The following is a 16,471-nucleotide window of genomic DNA, read 5'->3' on the forward strand; positions in this document are numbered from 1 at the left end:
AACCCTGGTGGGCCAGCCAGGGCAGTCGCAGGGAATGATGGCCGTAGTGAGCTCCGCCCGTGCAATGGGTGGAGAAGGAAAGCTCAACCATGACCTTGAAGAGGATTTCGAACGTGACCAAGAAGCAGAACCTTCGCATCAACGTACTGGCTGCCGCCGTGCTGTCGCTGACGGTCGGCGTCGGTGCCGCCCATGCGATCAATCCGGGCACGCCCAGCGCACCGGCCCGTGTGGCCAGCGCCGACCAGCAGGCCGTGGACGGCATCATCGTCAAGTACCGCACCGGTACCGCCGCCGCCAGTGACCGTTCGAGCAAGCTCACCGTCGTGCAGTCGGCGCTGTCGCGCGCGATTGTCAGCAGCGGCACCAGCAGCCGCGCGCTGTCGCTGTCGCCGCAGGTCGAGCGCAAGCTCGGCACCGGTAGCGATCTGATCCGCCTGAAGTCGCGCCTGGCCGGCGCGGAAATGAAGAAGGTGCTGGCCGAGCTGAACGCCGATCCGTCGGTGCAGTACGCCGTGGCCAACGTGCGCCTGCAGCGTTCGGACCTGCGCGCCAGCAACGCGCAGCCGGCACTGGTGCCCAACGATCCGAACTACACCCAGTACCAGTGGAACTTCTACAACGCCACCAGCGGCGTGAACGCGCCGGCGGCGTGGGATGTCTCGCAGGGCGAAGGCGTGGTCGTGGCTGTGCTCGACACCGGCATCCTGCCGGGCGTGCCGGACTTCGGCGACAACCTGCTGCCGGGCTACGACTTCATCAGCGACAAGGAATCCTCGCGCCGCCCGACCGACGGTCGCGCCCCGGGCGCCACCGACTACGGTGACTGGGTGGAAACGGCCAACGAGTGCTACAACGGCTCGCAGCCGGAAGGCAGCTCCTGGCACGGCACCCACGTGGCCGGCACCATCGCCGAAGTGACCAACAACGGCAGCGCGCTGGCGGGCCTGGCCTACAAGGCCAAGGTGCTGCCGGTGCGCGTGCTCGGCAAGTGCGGCGGCACCCTGGCCGACATCAGCGACGCCATCACCTGGGCCTCCGGTGGCACCGTGGCCGGCATTCCGGCCAACACCACCCCGGCTGAAATCATCAACATGAGCCTGGGCGGCGGTGGCGCGTGCGACGCGGCCTACCAGGATGCAATCAATGGCGCCGTCTCGCGCGGCACCCTGGTGGTGGTGGCGGCCGGCAATGACACCGACAACGCCGCCAACTACCGTCCGTCCAGCTGCGCCAACGTGGTCTCGGTCGGCGCCACCCGCGTCACCGGCGGCATCACCTACTACTCCAACTACGGCACGGTGGTCGATCTGGCCGCACCGGGTGGCGGTGGCAGCGTGGACGGCAACCCGAACGGCTACATCTGGCAGGTCGGCTCCAGCTCCGACACCACGCCCGATGCCGGTGAGTGGGTGCTGATGGGCAAGGGCGGTACCTCCATGTCCTCGCCGCACGTGGCTGCCGTGGCCGCCCTGGTGCAGAGCGCACTGGCTGCCAATGGCAAGGATCCGCTCAGCCCGGCTGAGCTGGAAACGCTGCTGAAGCAGTCGGCACGTCGCTTCCCGGTCACCATTCCGGCCGCCACCCCGATCGGCACCGGCATCGTTGATGCCAAGGCCGCACTGGATGCTGCGCTGAAGGAACCGTGCACCGAGAACTGCGAACCGGAAGGCATTCCGCTGACCAACAAGGTCGCCGTCAGTGGCGTGGCCGGCGCCGCCGGCAGCGAAACCGTCTACACCTTCCAGGCTGAAGCCGGCAAGCAGCTGAGCGTGCTGACCTATGGCGGCACCGGCAATGTGTCGGTCTACCTGGCGCAGGGCCGCGTGCCCACCGCCACCGACAACGATGCCAAGTCGACCCGCCCGGGCAACACCGAAACCGTGCGCGTGGCCAAGCCGGTTGCCGGTACCTACTACGTGAAGGTGGTGGGCGAGGCGGCATTCGGCGGCGTGACCATCCTGGCCACCCAGTAACGGCCCAGCGGTTGCACATGTTGTCGTAAGTGAATTGGCGGCGCCCGTTACCGGAAGGTGACGGGCGTCGTCTTTTGTTGTCCTGCGCGTGCAGGACGGCGGAAACCCCGGCCAAACTGCTAAAGTCAGGGCGATCGACAGGAGAGTCATGTGAACGCGCTCGCTGCTACCGCCCACGACGACGCCGAAGGCCGCATCCTGGATGCCCTGCTGTCGCGTGGCCGGTTGAAGGATGCTGACCTGGCGCGCGCGCGCCCGCTGCATGCCGAAGCCGGCGGCAGCCTGCTGGCGCTGCTGGTGCGGCTGGGCCTGGTCTCCGAACGTGACCAGGCGCAGGCCAGCGCCGACGTGCTCGGCCTGCCGCTGCTGGAAGGCAAACAGTTGCCCGAAGCTCCGCCGCAGTCGCTGGCCGAAGGGCTGCCGCTGTCGCAGCGGTTCCTCAAGCAGTTCCATGTCTGCCCGTTGGCGCTGGACGAACACGGTGTACGGCTTTGGCTGGCCGATGCGCACGATCCCTACCCGCAGCAGGCCGTGCAGCTGGCGCTGGGCGTGCCGGTCACCCCGGTGCTGGGCATGCGCGCGGAGATCGACGATCTGGTTGAACGCTGGTTCGGCCAGGGCCGCAGTGCGATGGGCGCCATCGTGGAAACCGCCGATGGTGAAGGCGGCGCGGTGGACGATATCGAACACCTGCGCGACCTGGCCTCGGAAGCACCGGTCATCCGCCTGGTCAACCTGGTCATCCAGCGGGCGGTGGAACTGCGCGCCTCCGATATCCACGTTGAACCGTTTGAAAGCCGGCTGAAGGTGCGTTACCGCGTGGACGGCGTGCTGGTGGAGGGCGAAAGCCCGCCGGCCAACCTGACCGCGGCGGTGATCAGCCGCATCAAGATCATGGCGCGCTTGAACATCGCCGAGCGCCGCCTGCCGCAGGATGGCCGCATCATGCTGCGCGTGCAGGGCAAGGAACTCGACCTGCGTGTCAGCACCGTTCCCACCGCGCACGGCGAAAGCGTGGTCATGCGCCTGCTCGACCGCGAAACCGTGGTGTTCGACTTCCACCGTCTCGGTTTCACCGATGCCTTCCTGCCGCAGTTCCGCAAGGTGCTGGAACAACCGCACGGCATCCTGCTGGTCACTGGTCCCACTGGGTCGGGCAAGACCACCACGCTGTACACCGCGCTCAGCCAGCTCAATACCGCCGACGTCAAGATCATCACCGTCGAAGACCCGGTCGAATACCAGATCGAAGGCATCAACCAGATCCAGGCCAAGCCGCAGATCGGCCTGGATTTCGCCAACGCGCTGCGCAGCATCGTGCGCCAGGATCCGGACATCATCATGATCGGCGAAATGCGCGATCTGGAAACCGCGCGCATCGCGATCCAGTCGGCGCTGACCGGTCACCTGGTGCTGTCCACCCTGCATACCAACAACGCCGCCGGTGGCATCACCCGCCTGCTCGACATGGGCGTGGAAGACTATCTGCTGACGTCCACCATCAACGGCATCCTGGCCCAGCGCCTGGTGCGCCGCCTGGAGCCCACCCACGCCGAGCGCTACGAGGCCTCGCCGGAGGAAATCGAACGTTTCGAACTGCGCCGCCTGCAGCCGCAGGGCACCATCCATCTGTTCCGACCGAAGCCGTCGGCGCTGGCGCCTACCGGTTACCTGGGGCGCACCACCATCATGGAATTCCTGGTGATGAACGATGCGCTGCGGCGCGCGGTGATGCGCCGCGATGGCATGGGCGAGATCGAACGCATCGCCCGCGAGGCCGGCATGCGCACCATGTACGAAGATGGCCTGGCCAAGGCGTTGAGCGGGCAGACCACCATCGAAGAAGTGCTGCGCGTGACCGAGGAGGGTTGATGCGCGCCGGAGCCTGCTGCTGACATGCCGAACTACCGCTACAAGGCGCTGAACCCGCATGGCGAAGTCTTCGATGGCCAGATGGAAGCGGCCAGCGAAGCCGAGCTGATCGCGCGCCTGCAGGACCAGGGGCATCTGCCCATGGAAACCCGGCTGGCCGATGGCGGCGCCGTGGGCGGCAGCAGCCTGCGTGGCCTGTTCCGGCCGCGGCCGCTGCAGGGCGCGGCGTTGCTGCAGTTCACCCAGCAGCTGGCCACCTTGCTGGCCGCTGGGCAGCCGCTGGATCGCGCACTGTCGATCCTGCTCGGCCTGCCCGAAGACGAGCGCTCGCGCCGGGCGATCACCGACATCCGCGACGTGGTGCGTGGCGGCGCGCCGCTGTCCACGGCACTGGAACGGCAGCACGGTCTGTTCTCGCGCCTGTACGTGAACATGGTGCGTGCCGGCGAAGCCGGTGGCAGCCTGCACGACACGCTGCAGCGCCTGGCCGATTACCTGGAACGCAGCCGCGCGCTGCAGGGCAAGGTGGTCAATGCCCTGGTCTACCCGGCCATCCTGCTGGTGGTGGTGGGCGGTGCGCTGCTGTTCCTGCTGGGCTACGTGGTGCCGCAGTTCGCGCAGATGTACGAAAGCCTGGACGTGGCGCTGCCATGGTTCACCAACATCGTGCTGCAGATCGGCCTGTTCGTGCGCGACTGGTGGATCCTGCTGCTGGTGGTGCCGGCGGTGCTGGTGCTGCTGCTGGAACGCAAACTGCGCCAGCCCGCGTTCCGCCTGGCACTGGATGGCTGGCTGCTGCAGCGCCGTGGCATCGGCCGCCTGCTGGGCGAACTGGAAACCGCACGCCTGGCGCGTACCCTGGGCACCCTGCTGCGCAACGGCGTGCCGCTGCTGGGCGCGCTGGGCATCGCCCGCAACGTGCTGGGCAACCGCGCGCTGGCCACCGATGTGGACAGCGCCGCAGACGAAGTGAAGAACGGTGCCGGCCTGTCGCTGGCATTGTCGCGCGGCAAGCGCTTCCCGCGCCTGGCCCTGCAGATGATCCAGGTGGGCGAAGAATCCGGCGCGCTGGACACCATGCTGCTGAAGGCGGCCGACACCTTCGAACAGGACAGTGCCCGCCGCATCGATCGCCTGCTGGCGGCCATGGTGCCGGCCATCACCCTGGTGCTGGCCTCGGTGGTCGGCGCGGTGATCGTGGCCGTGCTGGTGCCGCTGTACGACCTGACCAATGCCATCGGTTGATGATGGCCCTTCCCACACTCCCGCTGTTCCGTACCTGAAAGGACCGACCATGATTGCTTCCCGTCGACCGATCCGCCTTTCCTTCACCGGCGCCCGCCACCAGTCGGGCATGAGCCTGCTGGAAATCATCATCGTCATCGTGCTGATCGGCGCGGTGCTGACCCTGGTCGCCAGCCGCGTGCTGGGCGGCGCCGACCGCGGCAAGGCCAACATCGCCAAGGCGCAGGTGCAGACCGTGGCATCGAAGATCGACAACTACCAGCTCGATACCGGCAAGCTGCCGGGCACGCTGGAAGACCTGATCAACGCCCCGGCCGGCACCGGTGGCTGGCTGGGCCCGTACGCCAAGGCGGCCGATCTGAACGACCCGTGGGGGCATGCGCTGGAATACCGCGCACCGGGTGAAGGCCAGCCCTACGATCTGATCAGCCTGGGCAAGGATGGCAAGCAGGGCGGCAGCAGCGTCGATGCCGATATCCGCTACGAGCCGTAAGCCTGCATGATCCGCATCCTGCCGCGCCGGTTGCCCCGCCCGCGCCTGCACGGCAGGCGTGCAGCGGGCCTGTCGCTGCTGGAAATGCTGCTGGTGATCGCGCTGATCGCCGCCATCGGCCTGATCACCGCCGCGGGCCTGTCGCGCGGCTTTGCCGGCATGCAGCTGCGCAGCGCCGGCAAGGACATCGCCAACCAGCTGCGCATGGTGCGCGCCCAGGCCATCGCGCGGGGCGAACCGCAGCGGTTCGTTATCGAACCGGCGCAGCACCGCTGGACCGGCGCCAACCAGCGCCAGGGCACGCTGCCGGAAACGCTGCAGGTGCAGTTCGAAGGCGCCGCTCAGTTGTCCACGGGGCCGGGACAGGGCGTGATCGAGTTCCATCCGGACGGCGGCGCCAGCGGTGGCCGCATCCGCCTGCAGCGCGACAGCGCCGAATGGCGCATCGACGTGGGCTGGCTGACCGGCGAAGTACGCTCCGGCCCGTGGCAGGCGCAATGAAGCGGCGCGCGCGTGGCTTCACCCTGCTGGAAGTGATCGTGGCCTTCGCCCTGCTGGGCCTGGCGCTGACCTTGCTGCTGGGCAGCCTGTCAGGCGGCGCGCGGCAGGTGAAGGACGCCGAGCTGCGCACCCGTGCGGTGCTGCATGCGCAATCGCTGCTGGCCGCCGCCGGGGTGGAGGAACCGCTGCAGGCCGGGCGCCAGCAGGGCGAGTGGGAGCAGGGGCGCTTCCATTGGGAACTGCAGGTGCAGCCCTGGGTGGAGCCGCGCGCGGGCAACGTGCCGGTCGCCGATTCCCCTGGCGCGCCGTGGCTGGCCGAACTGCAGTTGCAGGTGCGCTGGGGCGATGGCGCGCGCGAACAATTGCGTTGGCGCAGTCTGCGCCTGCTGCCGCCGGACCTGGAGCGTGCACGGTGAAACGGCAGGCGCGCGGCTTCACCCTGGTGGAAGTGATGCTGGCCACCGTGCTGCTGGCAGGTGGCCTGGCGCTGGCCTTTGCCAGCGTGCGTTCGGCCATGGCGGTCAGCCAACGTGGTGAACAGATCGCCGCCGACAGCGAGCGCATGCGCGCGGTGCAGGGGCTGCTGCGGCGGCAGTTGAGTGCAGCGCTGCGCAGTCCGATGGAAGTACCGGACCCCACCCGCGAGCCGGTGTACTTCAGTGGCGATGAAAGCGGCATGCAGTTCGTGGCCGATCTGCCGGGTTACCTGGGCCGCGGCGGCCCCTACCTGCACGCGCTGCAGGTGGAGGGGCAGGCCGGCGAGCGCCGCCTGTTGCTGGGCCTGGTGCTGCTGCAGGAAGGCGAACAGCTGCCGGAAACCCCGCCGCGTGCGCCGGAAGTGCTGGCCGAGCACCTGCGTGATGTGCAGCTGCGCTACCGCGGCGTGGATGCCGCCAGCGGCCAGATGACCGACTGGTTGCCACGCTGGGACGATACCCGCCGCCTGCCGTTGCTGGTGGAAGTGCAGGTGCGACCCGCGCGCGGCCCGGCCTGGCCGCCGCTGGTGGTTGCCCTGCGTGCCGGTGGTGCCGCCGGAGGCATCCGATGAGGACCAGGCGCGGGGCCGCGCTGGTGCTGGTGCTGTGGCTGATCGCACTGATGACCGCGCTGGTGGGCGCATTCGCGCTGACCGCCCGGGTCGAGCACCTGCAGCAGCGGGTGCTGGATGACGACGGGCGCGGCCAGGAACGTGCGCGTGCCGGCCTGGAATATGCGCTGATGCGACTGCGCGCCGATCCGCAGCGCCCGGCCTGGCAGGCCGACGGCCGCACCTACCGGTGGCAGTTCGACGATGCCCGCGTGGATATCCGCGTGGTGGACGAGAACGGCAAGATCAATCTGAATGTCGCCGACGCTGCGCTGCTCACCGCCTTCCTGAAGGCATTGGGCGAAAGTCCCGACGAGGCGCAGCGGCTGGCCGGGGCCATCATCGACTGGCGCGACGAGGACAGCCTGCAGCAGCCCGGCGGTGGCGCCGAAGCGCCCGACTACGCAGCGGCCGGCCTGCCGTATGGCCCGCGCAACAAGCGCTTTGAAACCCTGGGCGAGCTGCAGCGGGTGCTGGGCATGCGCGCGGCGCTGTACCAGGCCATGCTGCCGCACATCACCCTGTACAGCCGCATGGCGCGGCCCGATCCGCGCTTCGCCACCGCCCCGGTGCTGGCGGCGCTGGGGCTGGACGCCGAGCAGGTATTGGCGCAACGGGCCCAGCAGGAGCGTGACGAAGATTCAGGTGCGGGCACGTCAACCCTTGCCAGCGGCAGCGGCACCTATAGTATCGAGTGCCGCGCCATCGACGGCAGTGGACGCCAGTCGGTTCTGAAGGCGGTGGTACGCAACGGCTCGGGCGGAGTGCCCGGCCAGACCTACACAGTGCTTCGCTGGGAGCAGGGAATGGCAGCAAGATGACAGCATGGCAGGACAGCGTGCGGCAGGTGCAGGGCCGGATCGGCCCTGGCGTCGGCCATTTCCTGCGCTGGTGGCGGCAATCGTTGCTGGCCTGGGTGCCGGCACGCTGGCAGTGGGCGCTGGGCTGGTCGCAGGCGCGTCTGCTGCTGCAGCGCGACGGCGACCAGGTGCAGGTCTGGCGTGATGGCAGCGCCGGCCCCGAACGCGTGGTGCGCCTGCCGTGGCCGCTGGCGCCGGCCGATCTGGACCGCGTGCTGGAACCGCGCCTGCGGCGCCTGCCGCGCGTCTGGCTGCTGCCGGTGGCACAGGTCCTGCGCCGCAGCCTGCGCCTGCCCAGCGCCGCCGCCGATCGCCTGCACGCCGTGGTGGGCTATGAAATCGACCGGCAGACACCCTTCGAGGCCAGCCAGGTCAGCTACGACGTGCGCGCCCTGGGCACGGCCGGCGATGGCCTGCTGCAGGTCGAGCTGGTCGCCTGGCCGCTGCGCCAGCTGGACACCTGGCGCAGCCAGGCCGGTGACTGGGCCGATGCCCTGGCCGGCGTGGATGCCATCGACGAACACGGCCACACGCTGCAGGTGAACCTGCTGCCGCCGGCGCAGCGCCAGCGCCGCGTGGATCCCAGCCGGCGCTGGAACCTGGTGTTGGCGGCCGCGGCGTTGCTGATGCTGGTGCTGGCCGCACTGCAGTTGCTGGACAACCGGCGCGACGCCGCCGACGCCCTGCGCGAACAGGTCGAGCGCAGCGCCCGCAGTGCCCGCGGCGTGGCCAGTGAACGCAGCCAGCTGCAGGCGCTGATCGACGGCGCCGCCTTCCTGGAAAAGCAGCGCAGCCAGCGTGCCACCACGGTGGAACTGTGGACCGAGCTGACCCGGCGCCTGCCCGACGGCACCTATCTGGAAAAACTGGCGATCGAAAACAACAGCCTGCAGTTGATCGGGCTCAGTGGGCAGGCATCGCAACTGGTCGCGCTGCTGCAGGATGCGCCGCAGTGGCGCAAGGTGAACCTGACCGGCGTGCTGCAGGCCGACGGCGCCAGCAGTGGCCGCGACCGCTTCACCCTGACCGCCGAACTGCAGCCGTTGCCGGCCGCCGCCGCCGCCCCCGCTGCACGCAAGGAGGCGGCCGATGCCGATGCCCAACCCGCGCCGTGACCGCTGGCTGGCGCTGGCCCTGCTGCTGGCCGTGCTGGGCGTGGCCTACCTGCTGCTGGTGCACCCCTGGTTCACCCAGCCGCTGCTGGCCATCAACGAAGACGTGGCCGCGCTGCGCGAACGCCAGCAACGCGTGCAGGCGCAGCTGCAGCAGCAGCCGCAGATCGAACAACGCTTGAAGGAAACCCGCCAGGTGCTGGAACAGCGGCCCGGCTTCCTGCGCGAAGCCACCGCCGAAGCGGCTGCCGCCGCGCTGGGCGCACGGCTGCAGGATGCGGTGGCCATGGCCAGCCCCGGCAATCGCAGCTGCACGATCAGCAACCGCACGCCGCTGACCGACAACCGACGCGATGCCGAATTCGTGCGCGTGGCCATGCAGGTGCGGCTGCGCTGTGGCGTGGCCGAGCTGGCCACCGTGCTGCACAGCCTGGAAACCGGCAGCCCGCGTCTGTTCGTGGACAACCTGAACCTGATCGCGCAGCGCTTCCAGCAGTCGGCCAATGAATCCGGCCTGGGCCTGGATGTGTCCTTCGAGCTGGCCGGTTACCTGTTGCCCGGCGCGGCGGCCGACAGCGCGGCACCGGCGGTTGCCAACGCTGCGGGCGTTGCACCGGAAGCGGCCGCTCCGGCTGAGCCGGCTGCGGATGCCGCGGCCGATGCCGCCGCCGATTCCGATGCAGGGGAGGGCGCCGAATGAAACTCGATGCGCTTCCGCTGCGCATGGGGCTGCTGCTGGCCGTGGCCGGCTGGGCAGGCGCGCTGTGGCTGGCCACCGGCTTCGGCCTGGGCAGCCGCCTGCCAGCAGGCCCGGACGATGCCGACCGTGCCGCAGCATTGCCCTCGCTGCCGCCACTGGCGCCCGAACGCATGGCTGCGGCCGACAGTTACAGCGCCATCAGCGAACGCCCGTTGTTCGCCGAAGACCGGCGCCCGCGCCCGTATCTGCTGGGCGGCAGCGAACCGGCCGCCAGCGCGGCCCTGCGCCTGACCGGTGTGCTGCTGACCGACAATTTCAGCATGGCCACCTTCACCACCGAACAGAACCGCTCACTGCGCCTGCGCCTGAACGGCGAGGCCGTGGACGGCTGGCAGCTGGTCGCGCTGGAACCGCGCCAGGCCACGGTCATCGGCCCGTCGGGCAACCAGGTGCTGGAACTGGCCACCTTCAACGGGCAGGGCGGCGAACCGCCGACCGTGCTGCGCGGGGCCAATGGCGCGGTGCCGCCGGCAGGCGTGGTGGTGCCGCCACCGCCACCCAGCCCGGCCAGCGGCAGCAACAGCAGCGCCCAGCGCCCGGTCGACCTTGCGGCCTCTGCGACTGCCGGTCCGGCGGCGCAGAGCACGCCTGCCCCCAACACCAATGCCAACGGTCCCAGCGAAGCGCAGATGCAGGCCATCCGCGAACGCATACAGGCCCGTCGCCGTCAGCTGCAGCAGCAACAACAGCAGCAGCAACAACCGTCGCCGCCCACGGGCGATGGCACCAACCGATAGAGTGAATGCATGAACCTGCGTTTCCTTTCTTCCTCGTTCCTCCTTGCGCTGCTGGTCGGCTGCACCACGGTGTCCGGCCCGCACGTGCAGCGCAACGGCAACCCGCAACCCACGCCGCCGGCCGGCCAGGCCGCCGCCGATGCGCAGGTGGCCGAAGGTGATGGCCAGAGCGGCGCGCCGCAGGCGGTCATCCGTCGTGGCAGCGGCACCATGATCAACCGCGAGGCCGCGCGCGCACCGTCGCCGGCGCTGAATACCGCCAGCAGCGGCAGTGCCACCTTCAATTTCGAGGGTGAATCGGTACACGCGGTGGTCAAGGCCATCCTGGGTGACATGCTGGGCCAGAACTACGTGATCGCACCGGGCGTGCAGGGCACGGTCACCCTGGCCACGCCCAAGCCGGTGTCGCCGGCACAGGCACTGAACCTGCTGGAGATGGTGCTGGGCTGGAACAACGCGCGCATGGTCTACAGCGGCGGCCGCTACAACATCGTCGCCGCCGACCAGGCCCTGGCCGGCACCGTCGCGCCCAGTACCGCACCGGCCTCCAGTGCCCGTGGCTTCGAGGTGCGGGTGGTGCCGCTGCAGTTCATCTCCGCCAGCGAAATGAAGAAGGTGCTGGAGCCGTACGCGCGGCCCAACGCCATCGTCAATGTCGATACCGGGCGCAACGTGATCACCCTGGGCGGCACCCGTGCCGAACTGGAAAACTATCTGCACACCGTCGAGATCTTCGACGTGGACTGGCTGTCGGGCATGTCGGTGGGCGTGTTCCCGATCCAGTCCGGCAAGGCCGAACAGGTGGCTGCCGATCTGGAGAAAGTCTTCGGCGAAGACAGCAAGACCCCCAGCGCCGGCATGTTCCGTTTCCTGCCGCTGGAGAACGCCAACGCCGTGCTGGTCATCACCCCGCAGGCGCGCTACCTGGACCAGATCCAGCAGTGGCTGGACCGCATCGACACCGCCGGTGGCAGCGCCCGCCTGTTCTCCTACGAACTGCGTTACATCAAGGCGCGTGACCTGGCCCAGCGCCTGTCCGAGGCGTTTGCCAGCAGCAACAACCGCAACAATCGCGGCAGTGCCACCACCCTGGCCCCGGGTGCGCAGCCGATGCAGCTGGACAGCACTGGCCAGACCGACACCCGCACCGACAGCAGCACGCTGGGCAGCACGGGTTCCAGCAGCAGCGGCATGGCCAGCACCATGAACCTGCCGCAGCGCCAGGAAGGCAACATCAGCGTCAGCCTGGACGTGGAAGGCGATACCGTTGGCGTGTCGGCGGTGGAAGAAACCAATGCGCTGCTGGTACGCGCCACCCCGCAGGCCTGGCGGTCGATCCGCGAAGTGATCGAGAAGCTGGACGTCATGCCGCTGCAGGTGCATATCGAAGCGCAGGTGGCCGAAGTCTCGCTGCAGGGCGAATTGAGCTACGGCGTGAACTGGTACTTCGAGAATGCCGTGCAGGGCCAGACCTTCCCCGGCGCCACCGGCGATGCCACCCTGCCCAGCGCCCTGGGCCGCAACGTGTGGGGCACCTTCGCCGGCGCGATCACCGGCAGTGAAGGGCTGGGCTGGACCTTCCTGGGCAAGAATGCCGCCGCCGTGGTCAGCGCGCTGGACAAGGTCACCGACCTGCGCCTGCTGCAGACCCCGTCGATCTTCGTGCGCAACAACGCCGAAGCCACCTTGAACGTGGGCGACAAGGTGCCGATCAGCACGGTGTCGGTGAACACCGGCGTGGGCACCGACAACACCTACAGCCAGGTGCAGTACATCGACACCGGCGTGATCCTGAAGGTGCGCCCGCGGGTAACGCGCGATGGCACGGTGTTCATGGACATCGTGCAGGAAGTGAGCAGCGCCGGCGAAGTGGCGGCCAACTGCGATCCGACCCGCACCCAGTGCAACCCGCGCATTTCCACCCGCAAGCTGTCCACCGAAGCGGCCATCCAGAGTGGTGACACGATCATGCTGGCCGGCCTGATCACCGATTCGGGCACCGATGGCCACAACGGCATTCCTGGCCTGAGCCGGATTCCGGTGGTGGGCGCGCTGTTTGGCAGCAAGACGCGCAACAGCCGACGTTCCGAAGTGATCGTGCTGCTGACCCCCACGATCGTGCGCAACGGCCAGGAAGCGCGCGCGCTGACCGACGAATACAGCAGCCGCTTCCGCGCCATGGAGCCGATCGCCCCCGGCGCCCGCAAGAAGTAAGGCCGGCAGGGCTTGCAGCCCTGCACCTGCCTCAAGGCCACGGCAACGGCAACGGCAAAGGCGGGCATTCCGTGGGGGGCGGGCCGGTGTCGGAGTGCGGGGACGCCGCAAGTACGTCCTTGTAGGCTTGGCAGCCGCATCCATGCGGCTGACACCCCGCCCTCCGACACCGCCCCACCTCTGACAGTTCTCCTCTGCTGTTGGTAGGTGTCGACCTTGGTCGACACATCTGTCAGATATCCAAAACCATCTGGGTCAGAGCCCGTTGCGCAGCAACGGGATCCGACCCCGAGCTGTTCCAACAGATCGCTGGAAACTGTCGAAGGCGGGGTGGGTCCGGTTGCGGGGGTGTCCGCGGCATGGATGCCGCGGCCAAGCCTACAGGGACGTACTTGCGGCGTCCCCCGCAACCGGACCCACCCCGCCAACCCACGGATCGCCCGCTGTTGCTGTTGCTCCGGCTCTGGCTTCTGCGGGTGCCGGGTGCAACCCGGCCAGTGCTACCCTTCGCCCAACGACAACCACGGAGGCGGGATGGGGGCGATCGTGTTGTTGCCGCTGGGCGTGGACGATGCCGTACTGGACCGCTGCCTGGCCGCGCTGGATGCCGGTACCGCACCCGGTACCGCCGTCTGGTTGGCCGACGATGCACAGGCCGGGCCGCGTGCGCAGGCCGTGGTCGAACACTGGCTGGCGCATACACCGCTGCAGGCCGAATACACCCGCCGCGCGCGACCGCTGGGCGAAGTGGCCCACCTGGATGAAATGCTGCGTGCCTGCGAAGGGCTGGATGTGGCCGTGCTCGCACCCGACTGCGTGCCAGCGCCCGGTTGGCTGCAACAGCTGCAGGCCTGCTTCGCCCGCGATGCCGCCATTGCCACCGCCACACCCTGGTGCAACGCCGGCGAAACCGCCGCCTGGCCGCGGCTGGGCGAGATCAATCCGGAGCCTGCTGACCCGGCCCTGCTGGCCCATACCTGCGCCGCGTTGCCCAGCCTGCACCCCGAACTGCCCTCGGCGGTAACCCATGCGGTGCTGGTGCGCGGCAACGCGCGCCGCCGCGCGGGTGGCCTGGACGTGGACAGCTACCTGGGCTGGAACGCCGCGCTGGTCGACCTGAGCCTGCGCATGGCCGGTCTGGGCTGGCGCAACGTGCTGTGCGAGAACGCCTTCGTCAGCCGCGCCGGTGAAGCCCCCAGCCGCGAAGGCGACCTGGAAGCGCTGGCCGCGCGCTGGCCCGGCTGGATGCCGCGGCTGGCCGATTTCCTGATGCACGACCCGCTGCACGGGTTGCGCCAGGATCTGCAACAGCAGCTGCAGCAGGCGATAATGCCGCGCGGGCAGGGCGACCTGTTCGCGCAGCCATCGCCGCCGGAGTCGCCCGCTTGAAGTCCGCCATCGCCGCCATCGTTGTGACCTACCAGAGCGGCAGCACCATCGATGCCTGCCTGTCGCGGCTGCGCCAGTCGCAGGACGTGGCCGAAATCCGCGTCATCGACAACGGCTCGCTGGACGACACGCTGGACATCATCCAGCGCCATGCCAGCCACGATGCGCGCGTGCGCTTCATCGGCAATCCGGACAACCCCGGCTTCGCCGCGGCCAACAACCAGGGCGTGGCCGATTCGCACAGCCCCTGGCTGGCCTTCATCAACCCGGACCTGATGGTCGAGCCCGATACCCTGGCCGCGCTGCGCGCGCGCGCCGAAGGCCTGGGGGATGCGCTGCTGGGGGTGGAACAGGTGGACGAGCAGGGCCAGGCCGACGATGCCGTGCGCCGCCGCGATCCGGATTTCCTGGCCATGCTGCGCTCGCCGGGCCGTGGTGGCCGGCTGGCCATCCCGCGTGATCCGCAGCAGACGCTGCAGGTGGTGCCGGCCCTGTCCGGCGCGCTGCTGCTGATGCCGCGCACCCTGTTCGACCGCATCGGTGGCTGGGATGCGGGGTACCGCCTGCATGCCGAAGACCTGGACCTGTGCCGCCGCGTGCGCGATGCCGGCGGGGTAGTGGCCATCGCCAACGATCTGCAGGTCACCCACGTGCGTGGGGTCTCCAGCCGCTCGCGGCCGTTCTTCGTGGAATGGCACAAGCATCGCGGCCTGTGGCGCTACTTCAGCAAGTTCGAGGCGAAGCAGCGCTCGTGGCCGGTGCGCGGGCTGGTATGGGGCGCGATCTGGGCGCATGCGCTGCTGCTGGTACCCCGGTTGCTGCGCAAGGCGCTCTGACCGCCGGGTAGGAGCGGGGCATTCGCCCGATTACGGGAACGCGATTCACCTGATCGGGCGCATAATGGCGCCATGGCCATCATCCAGTCCCTGCTCGACACCGACCTGTACAAGTTCACCATGATGCAGGCGGTGCTGCACCAGTACCCCAGCGCCCAGGTGCAGTACCGGTTCAAGTGCCGCAACCCCGGTATCGACCTGGCGCGCTACATCGAACAGATCGATGAGGAAATCGATCATCTGTGCAGCCTGCGCTTCACCGATGCCGAGCTGGACTACATGCGCGGCCTGCGCTTCGTGAAGCCGGACTTCGCCGATTTCCTCGGCCTGTTCCACCTGGACCGCAAGTACATCCGCCTGCGTCCGTCGCAGACCGTACCCGGCGAGATCGACCTGGACATCACCGGGCCGTGGCTGCACACCATCCTGTTTGAAGTGCCGCTGCTGGCGATCATCAACGAAGTCTGGTTCCGCAACACCACCACAGCCGATTTCGCCGAAGGCGAGCGCCGCCTGCAGGCCAAGGCCGCGCTGCTGCGCGATACCCCCGGTTTCGAACAGTGCCGCATTGCCGACTATGGCAGCCGCCGGCGTTATTCGCGCGACTGGCATGCACGCCTGCTGCCGCTGCTGCGCGATGCGCTGGGCCCGCAGCTGGTGGGCACCAGCAACGTGCATTTCGCCCGCCTGTACGGCATGACGCCGCACGGCACCATGGCCCACGAATACCTGCAGGCCTTCCAGGCACTGGGGCCGCGCCTGCGCGATTCGCAGGTGGCGGCGCTGGAATCGTGGGCGCGCGAGTACCGCGGCGACCTGGGCATTGCACTGTCCGACGTGGTCGGGCTGGATGCCTTCCTGCGCGACTTCGACATGTACTTCTGCAAGCTGTTCGACGGCGTGCGCCACGATTCGGGCGACCCGTTCGACTGGGGCGACCGCATGCTGGCGCACTTCCAGCAACGCCGCGTGGATGCCCGCAGCAAGGTCCTGGTGTTCAGCGATGGCCTGGACATCACCAAGGTCATGCGCCTGTACGATTACTTCCGTGGCCGCTGCCAGGTGGCCTTCGGCGTGGGTACGCACCTGACCAACGATCTGGGCCCGACCCCGCTCAACATCGTCATCAAGATGGTCCGCTGCAACGGCCAGCCGGTGGCCAAGCTCAGCGATTCGCCGGGCAAGAGCATGTGCGACGACCCTGGCTACCTGGCTTACCTGCGCCAGGTGTTCGAGCTTCCCCCCGCAGAACCGGCGTAAGGCAACAGCGCGTGCCTTCGGGTGCGCGCGTCAGGTTGATGTGTTGACTGTGTGTTGATGCCGCAAGCGTGAAGATCGACGGTATCATGCCGTCCTTGCCACGCAATTGTGACGTGCGTCATCAATTGC

At 68.7% G+C, this 16,471-nt stretch carries 15 protein-coding genes; all 15 read left to right on the forward strand.

What is annotated here, in order from left to right; all coding sequences use genetic code 11:
• Positions 1-113 precede the first annotated feature (113 nt).
• The 15 genes from C1930_RS03085 (at position 114) to pncB (ending at position 16,342) form a co-directional block, all read left to right on the forward strand.
• Positions 114-1,976 carry a S8 family peptidase gene (locus C1930_RS03085; RefSeq protein ID WP_108772529.1) on the forward strand — a complete coding sequence of 621 codons (1,863 nt, stop codon included), beginning with the start codon at positions 114-116 and terminating at the stop codon, positions 1,974-1,976.
• A 150-nt stretch (positions 1,977-2,126) separates the two neighbouring features.
• Positions 2,127-3,848 carry a type II secretion system ATPase GspE gene (gspE, locus tag C1930_RS03090; protein WP_108752131.1) on the forward strand — a complete coding sequence of 574 codons (1,722 nt, stop codon included), beginning with the start codon at positions 2,127-2,129 and terminating at the stop codon, positions 3,846-3,848.
• A 24-nt stretch (positions 3,849-3,872) separates the two neighbouring features.
• Positions 3,873-5,093, forward strand: a complete 1,221-nt coding sequence (locus C1930_RS03095; RefSeq protein ID WP_108748471.1) for a type II secretion system F family protein — start codon at positions 3,873-3,875, stop codon at positions 5,091-5,093.
• Positions 5,094-5,142: 49 nt separating this feature from the next.
• Positions 5,143-5,586: a type II secretion system major pseudopilin GspG gene (gene gspG / locus C1930_RS03100; protein ID WP_108755372.1), complete on the forward strand. Its 444-nt coding sequence runs from the start codon at positions 5,143-5,145 to the stop codon at positions 5,584-5,586.
• 6 nt (positions 5,587-5,592) lie between these two features.
• Entirely contained in the window at positions 5,593-6,087 is a 495-nt protein-coding gene (locus tag C1930_RS03105) for a GspH/FimT family pseudopilin (protein WP_108755373.1), read from the forward strand.
• Positions 6,084-6,503, forward strand: coding sequence for a prepilin-type N-terminal cleavage/methylation domain-containing protein (locus tag C1930_RS03110; RefSeq protein ID WP_108748474.1), 420 nt, complete (start codon positions 6,084-6,086; stop codon positions 6,501-6,503). Before C1930_RS03105 ends, C1930_RS03110 begins: the two co-directional genes overlap by 4 nt.
• A complete protein-coding gene (locus C1930_RS03115; RefSeq protein ID WP_108752133.1) occupies positions 6,500-7,135 on the forward strand; it encodes a type II secretion system protein J in 636 nt (211 codons plus the stop codon). Before C1930_RS03110 ends, C1930_RS03115 begins: the two co-directional genes overlap by 4 nt.
• Complete coding sequence (locus C1930_RS03120) at positions 7,132-7,995, forward strand: general secretion pathway protein GspK (protein WP_108755376.1); 864 nt, start codon at positions 7,132-7,134, stop codon at positions 7,993-7,995. The genes C1930_RS03115 and C1930_RS03120 overlap by 4 nt, the downstream gene beginning before the upstream one ends.
• Complete coding sequence (locus C1930_RS03125) at positions 7,992-9,149, forward strand: PilN domain-containing protein (protein WP_108771064.1); 1,158 nt, start codon at positions 7,992-7,994, stop codon at positions 9,147-9,149. The genes C1930_RS03120 and C1930_RS03125 overlap by 4 nt, the downstream gene beginning before the upstream one ends.
• Positions 9,130-9,846: a type II secretion system protein GspM gene (gspM, locus tag C1930_RS03130; RefSeq protein WP_108757634.1), complete on the forward strand. Its 717-nt coding sequence runs from the start codon at positions 9,130-9,132 to the stop codon at positions 9,844-9,846. Before C1930_RS03125 ends, gspM begins: the two co-directional genes overlap by 20 nt.
• Positions 9,843-10,643, forward strand: a complete 801-nt coding sequence (locus C1930_RS03135) for a general secretion pathway protein GspN (RefSeq protein WP_108771065.1) — start codon at positions 9,843-9,845, stop codon at positions 10,641-10,643. Before gspM ends, C1930_RS03135 begins: the two co-directional genes overlap by 4 nt.
• 9 nt (positions 10,644-10,652) lie before the next feature.
• Complete coding sequence (gene gspD / locus C1930_RS03140) at positions 10,653-12,857, forward strand: type II secretion system secretin GspD (RefSeq protein WP_108771066.1); 2,205 nt, start codon at positions 10,653-10,655, stop codon at positions 12,855-12,857.
• A 534-nt stretch (positions 12,858-13,391) separates the two neighbouring features.
• Positions 13,392-14,246: a glycosyltransferase gene (locus C1930_RS03145; protein ID WP_108755380.1), complete on the forward strand. Its 855-nt coding sequence runs from the start codon at positions 13,392-13,394 to the stop codon at positions 14,244-14,246.
• Positions 14,243-15,082 carry a glycosyltransferase family 2 protein gene (locus C1930_RS03150; RefSeq protein WP_108771067.1) on the forward strand — a complete coding sequence of 280 codons (840 nt, stop codon included), beginning with the start codon at positions 14,243-14,245 and terminating at the stop codon, positions 15,080-15,082. The genes C1930_RS03145 and C1930_RS03150 overlap by 4 nt, the downstream gene beginning before the upstream one ends.
• Before the next feature lie 72 nt (positions 15,083-15,154).
• On the forward strand, positions 15,155-16,342 hold the full coding sequence (pncB, locus tag C1930_RS03155; RefSeq protein ID WP_108748482.1) for a nicotinate phosphoribosyltransferase: 1,188 nt from the start codon (positions 15,155-15,157) through the stop codon (positions 16,340-16,342).
• Positions 16,343-16,471: the final 129 nt, after the last annotated feature.

The sequence above is a fragment of the Stenotrophomonas sp. SAU14A_NAIMI4_8 genome (genome assembly GCF_003086695.1).
GTDB lineage: Bacteria > Pseudomonadota > Gammaproteobacteria > Xanthomonadales > Xanthomonadaceae > Stenotrophomonas.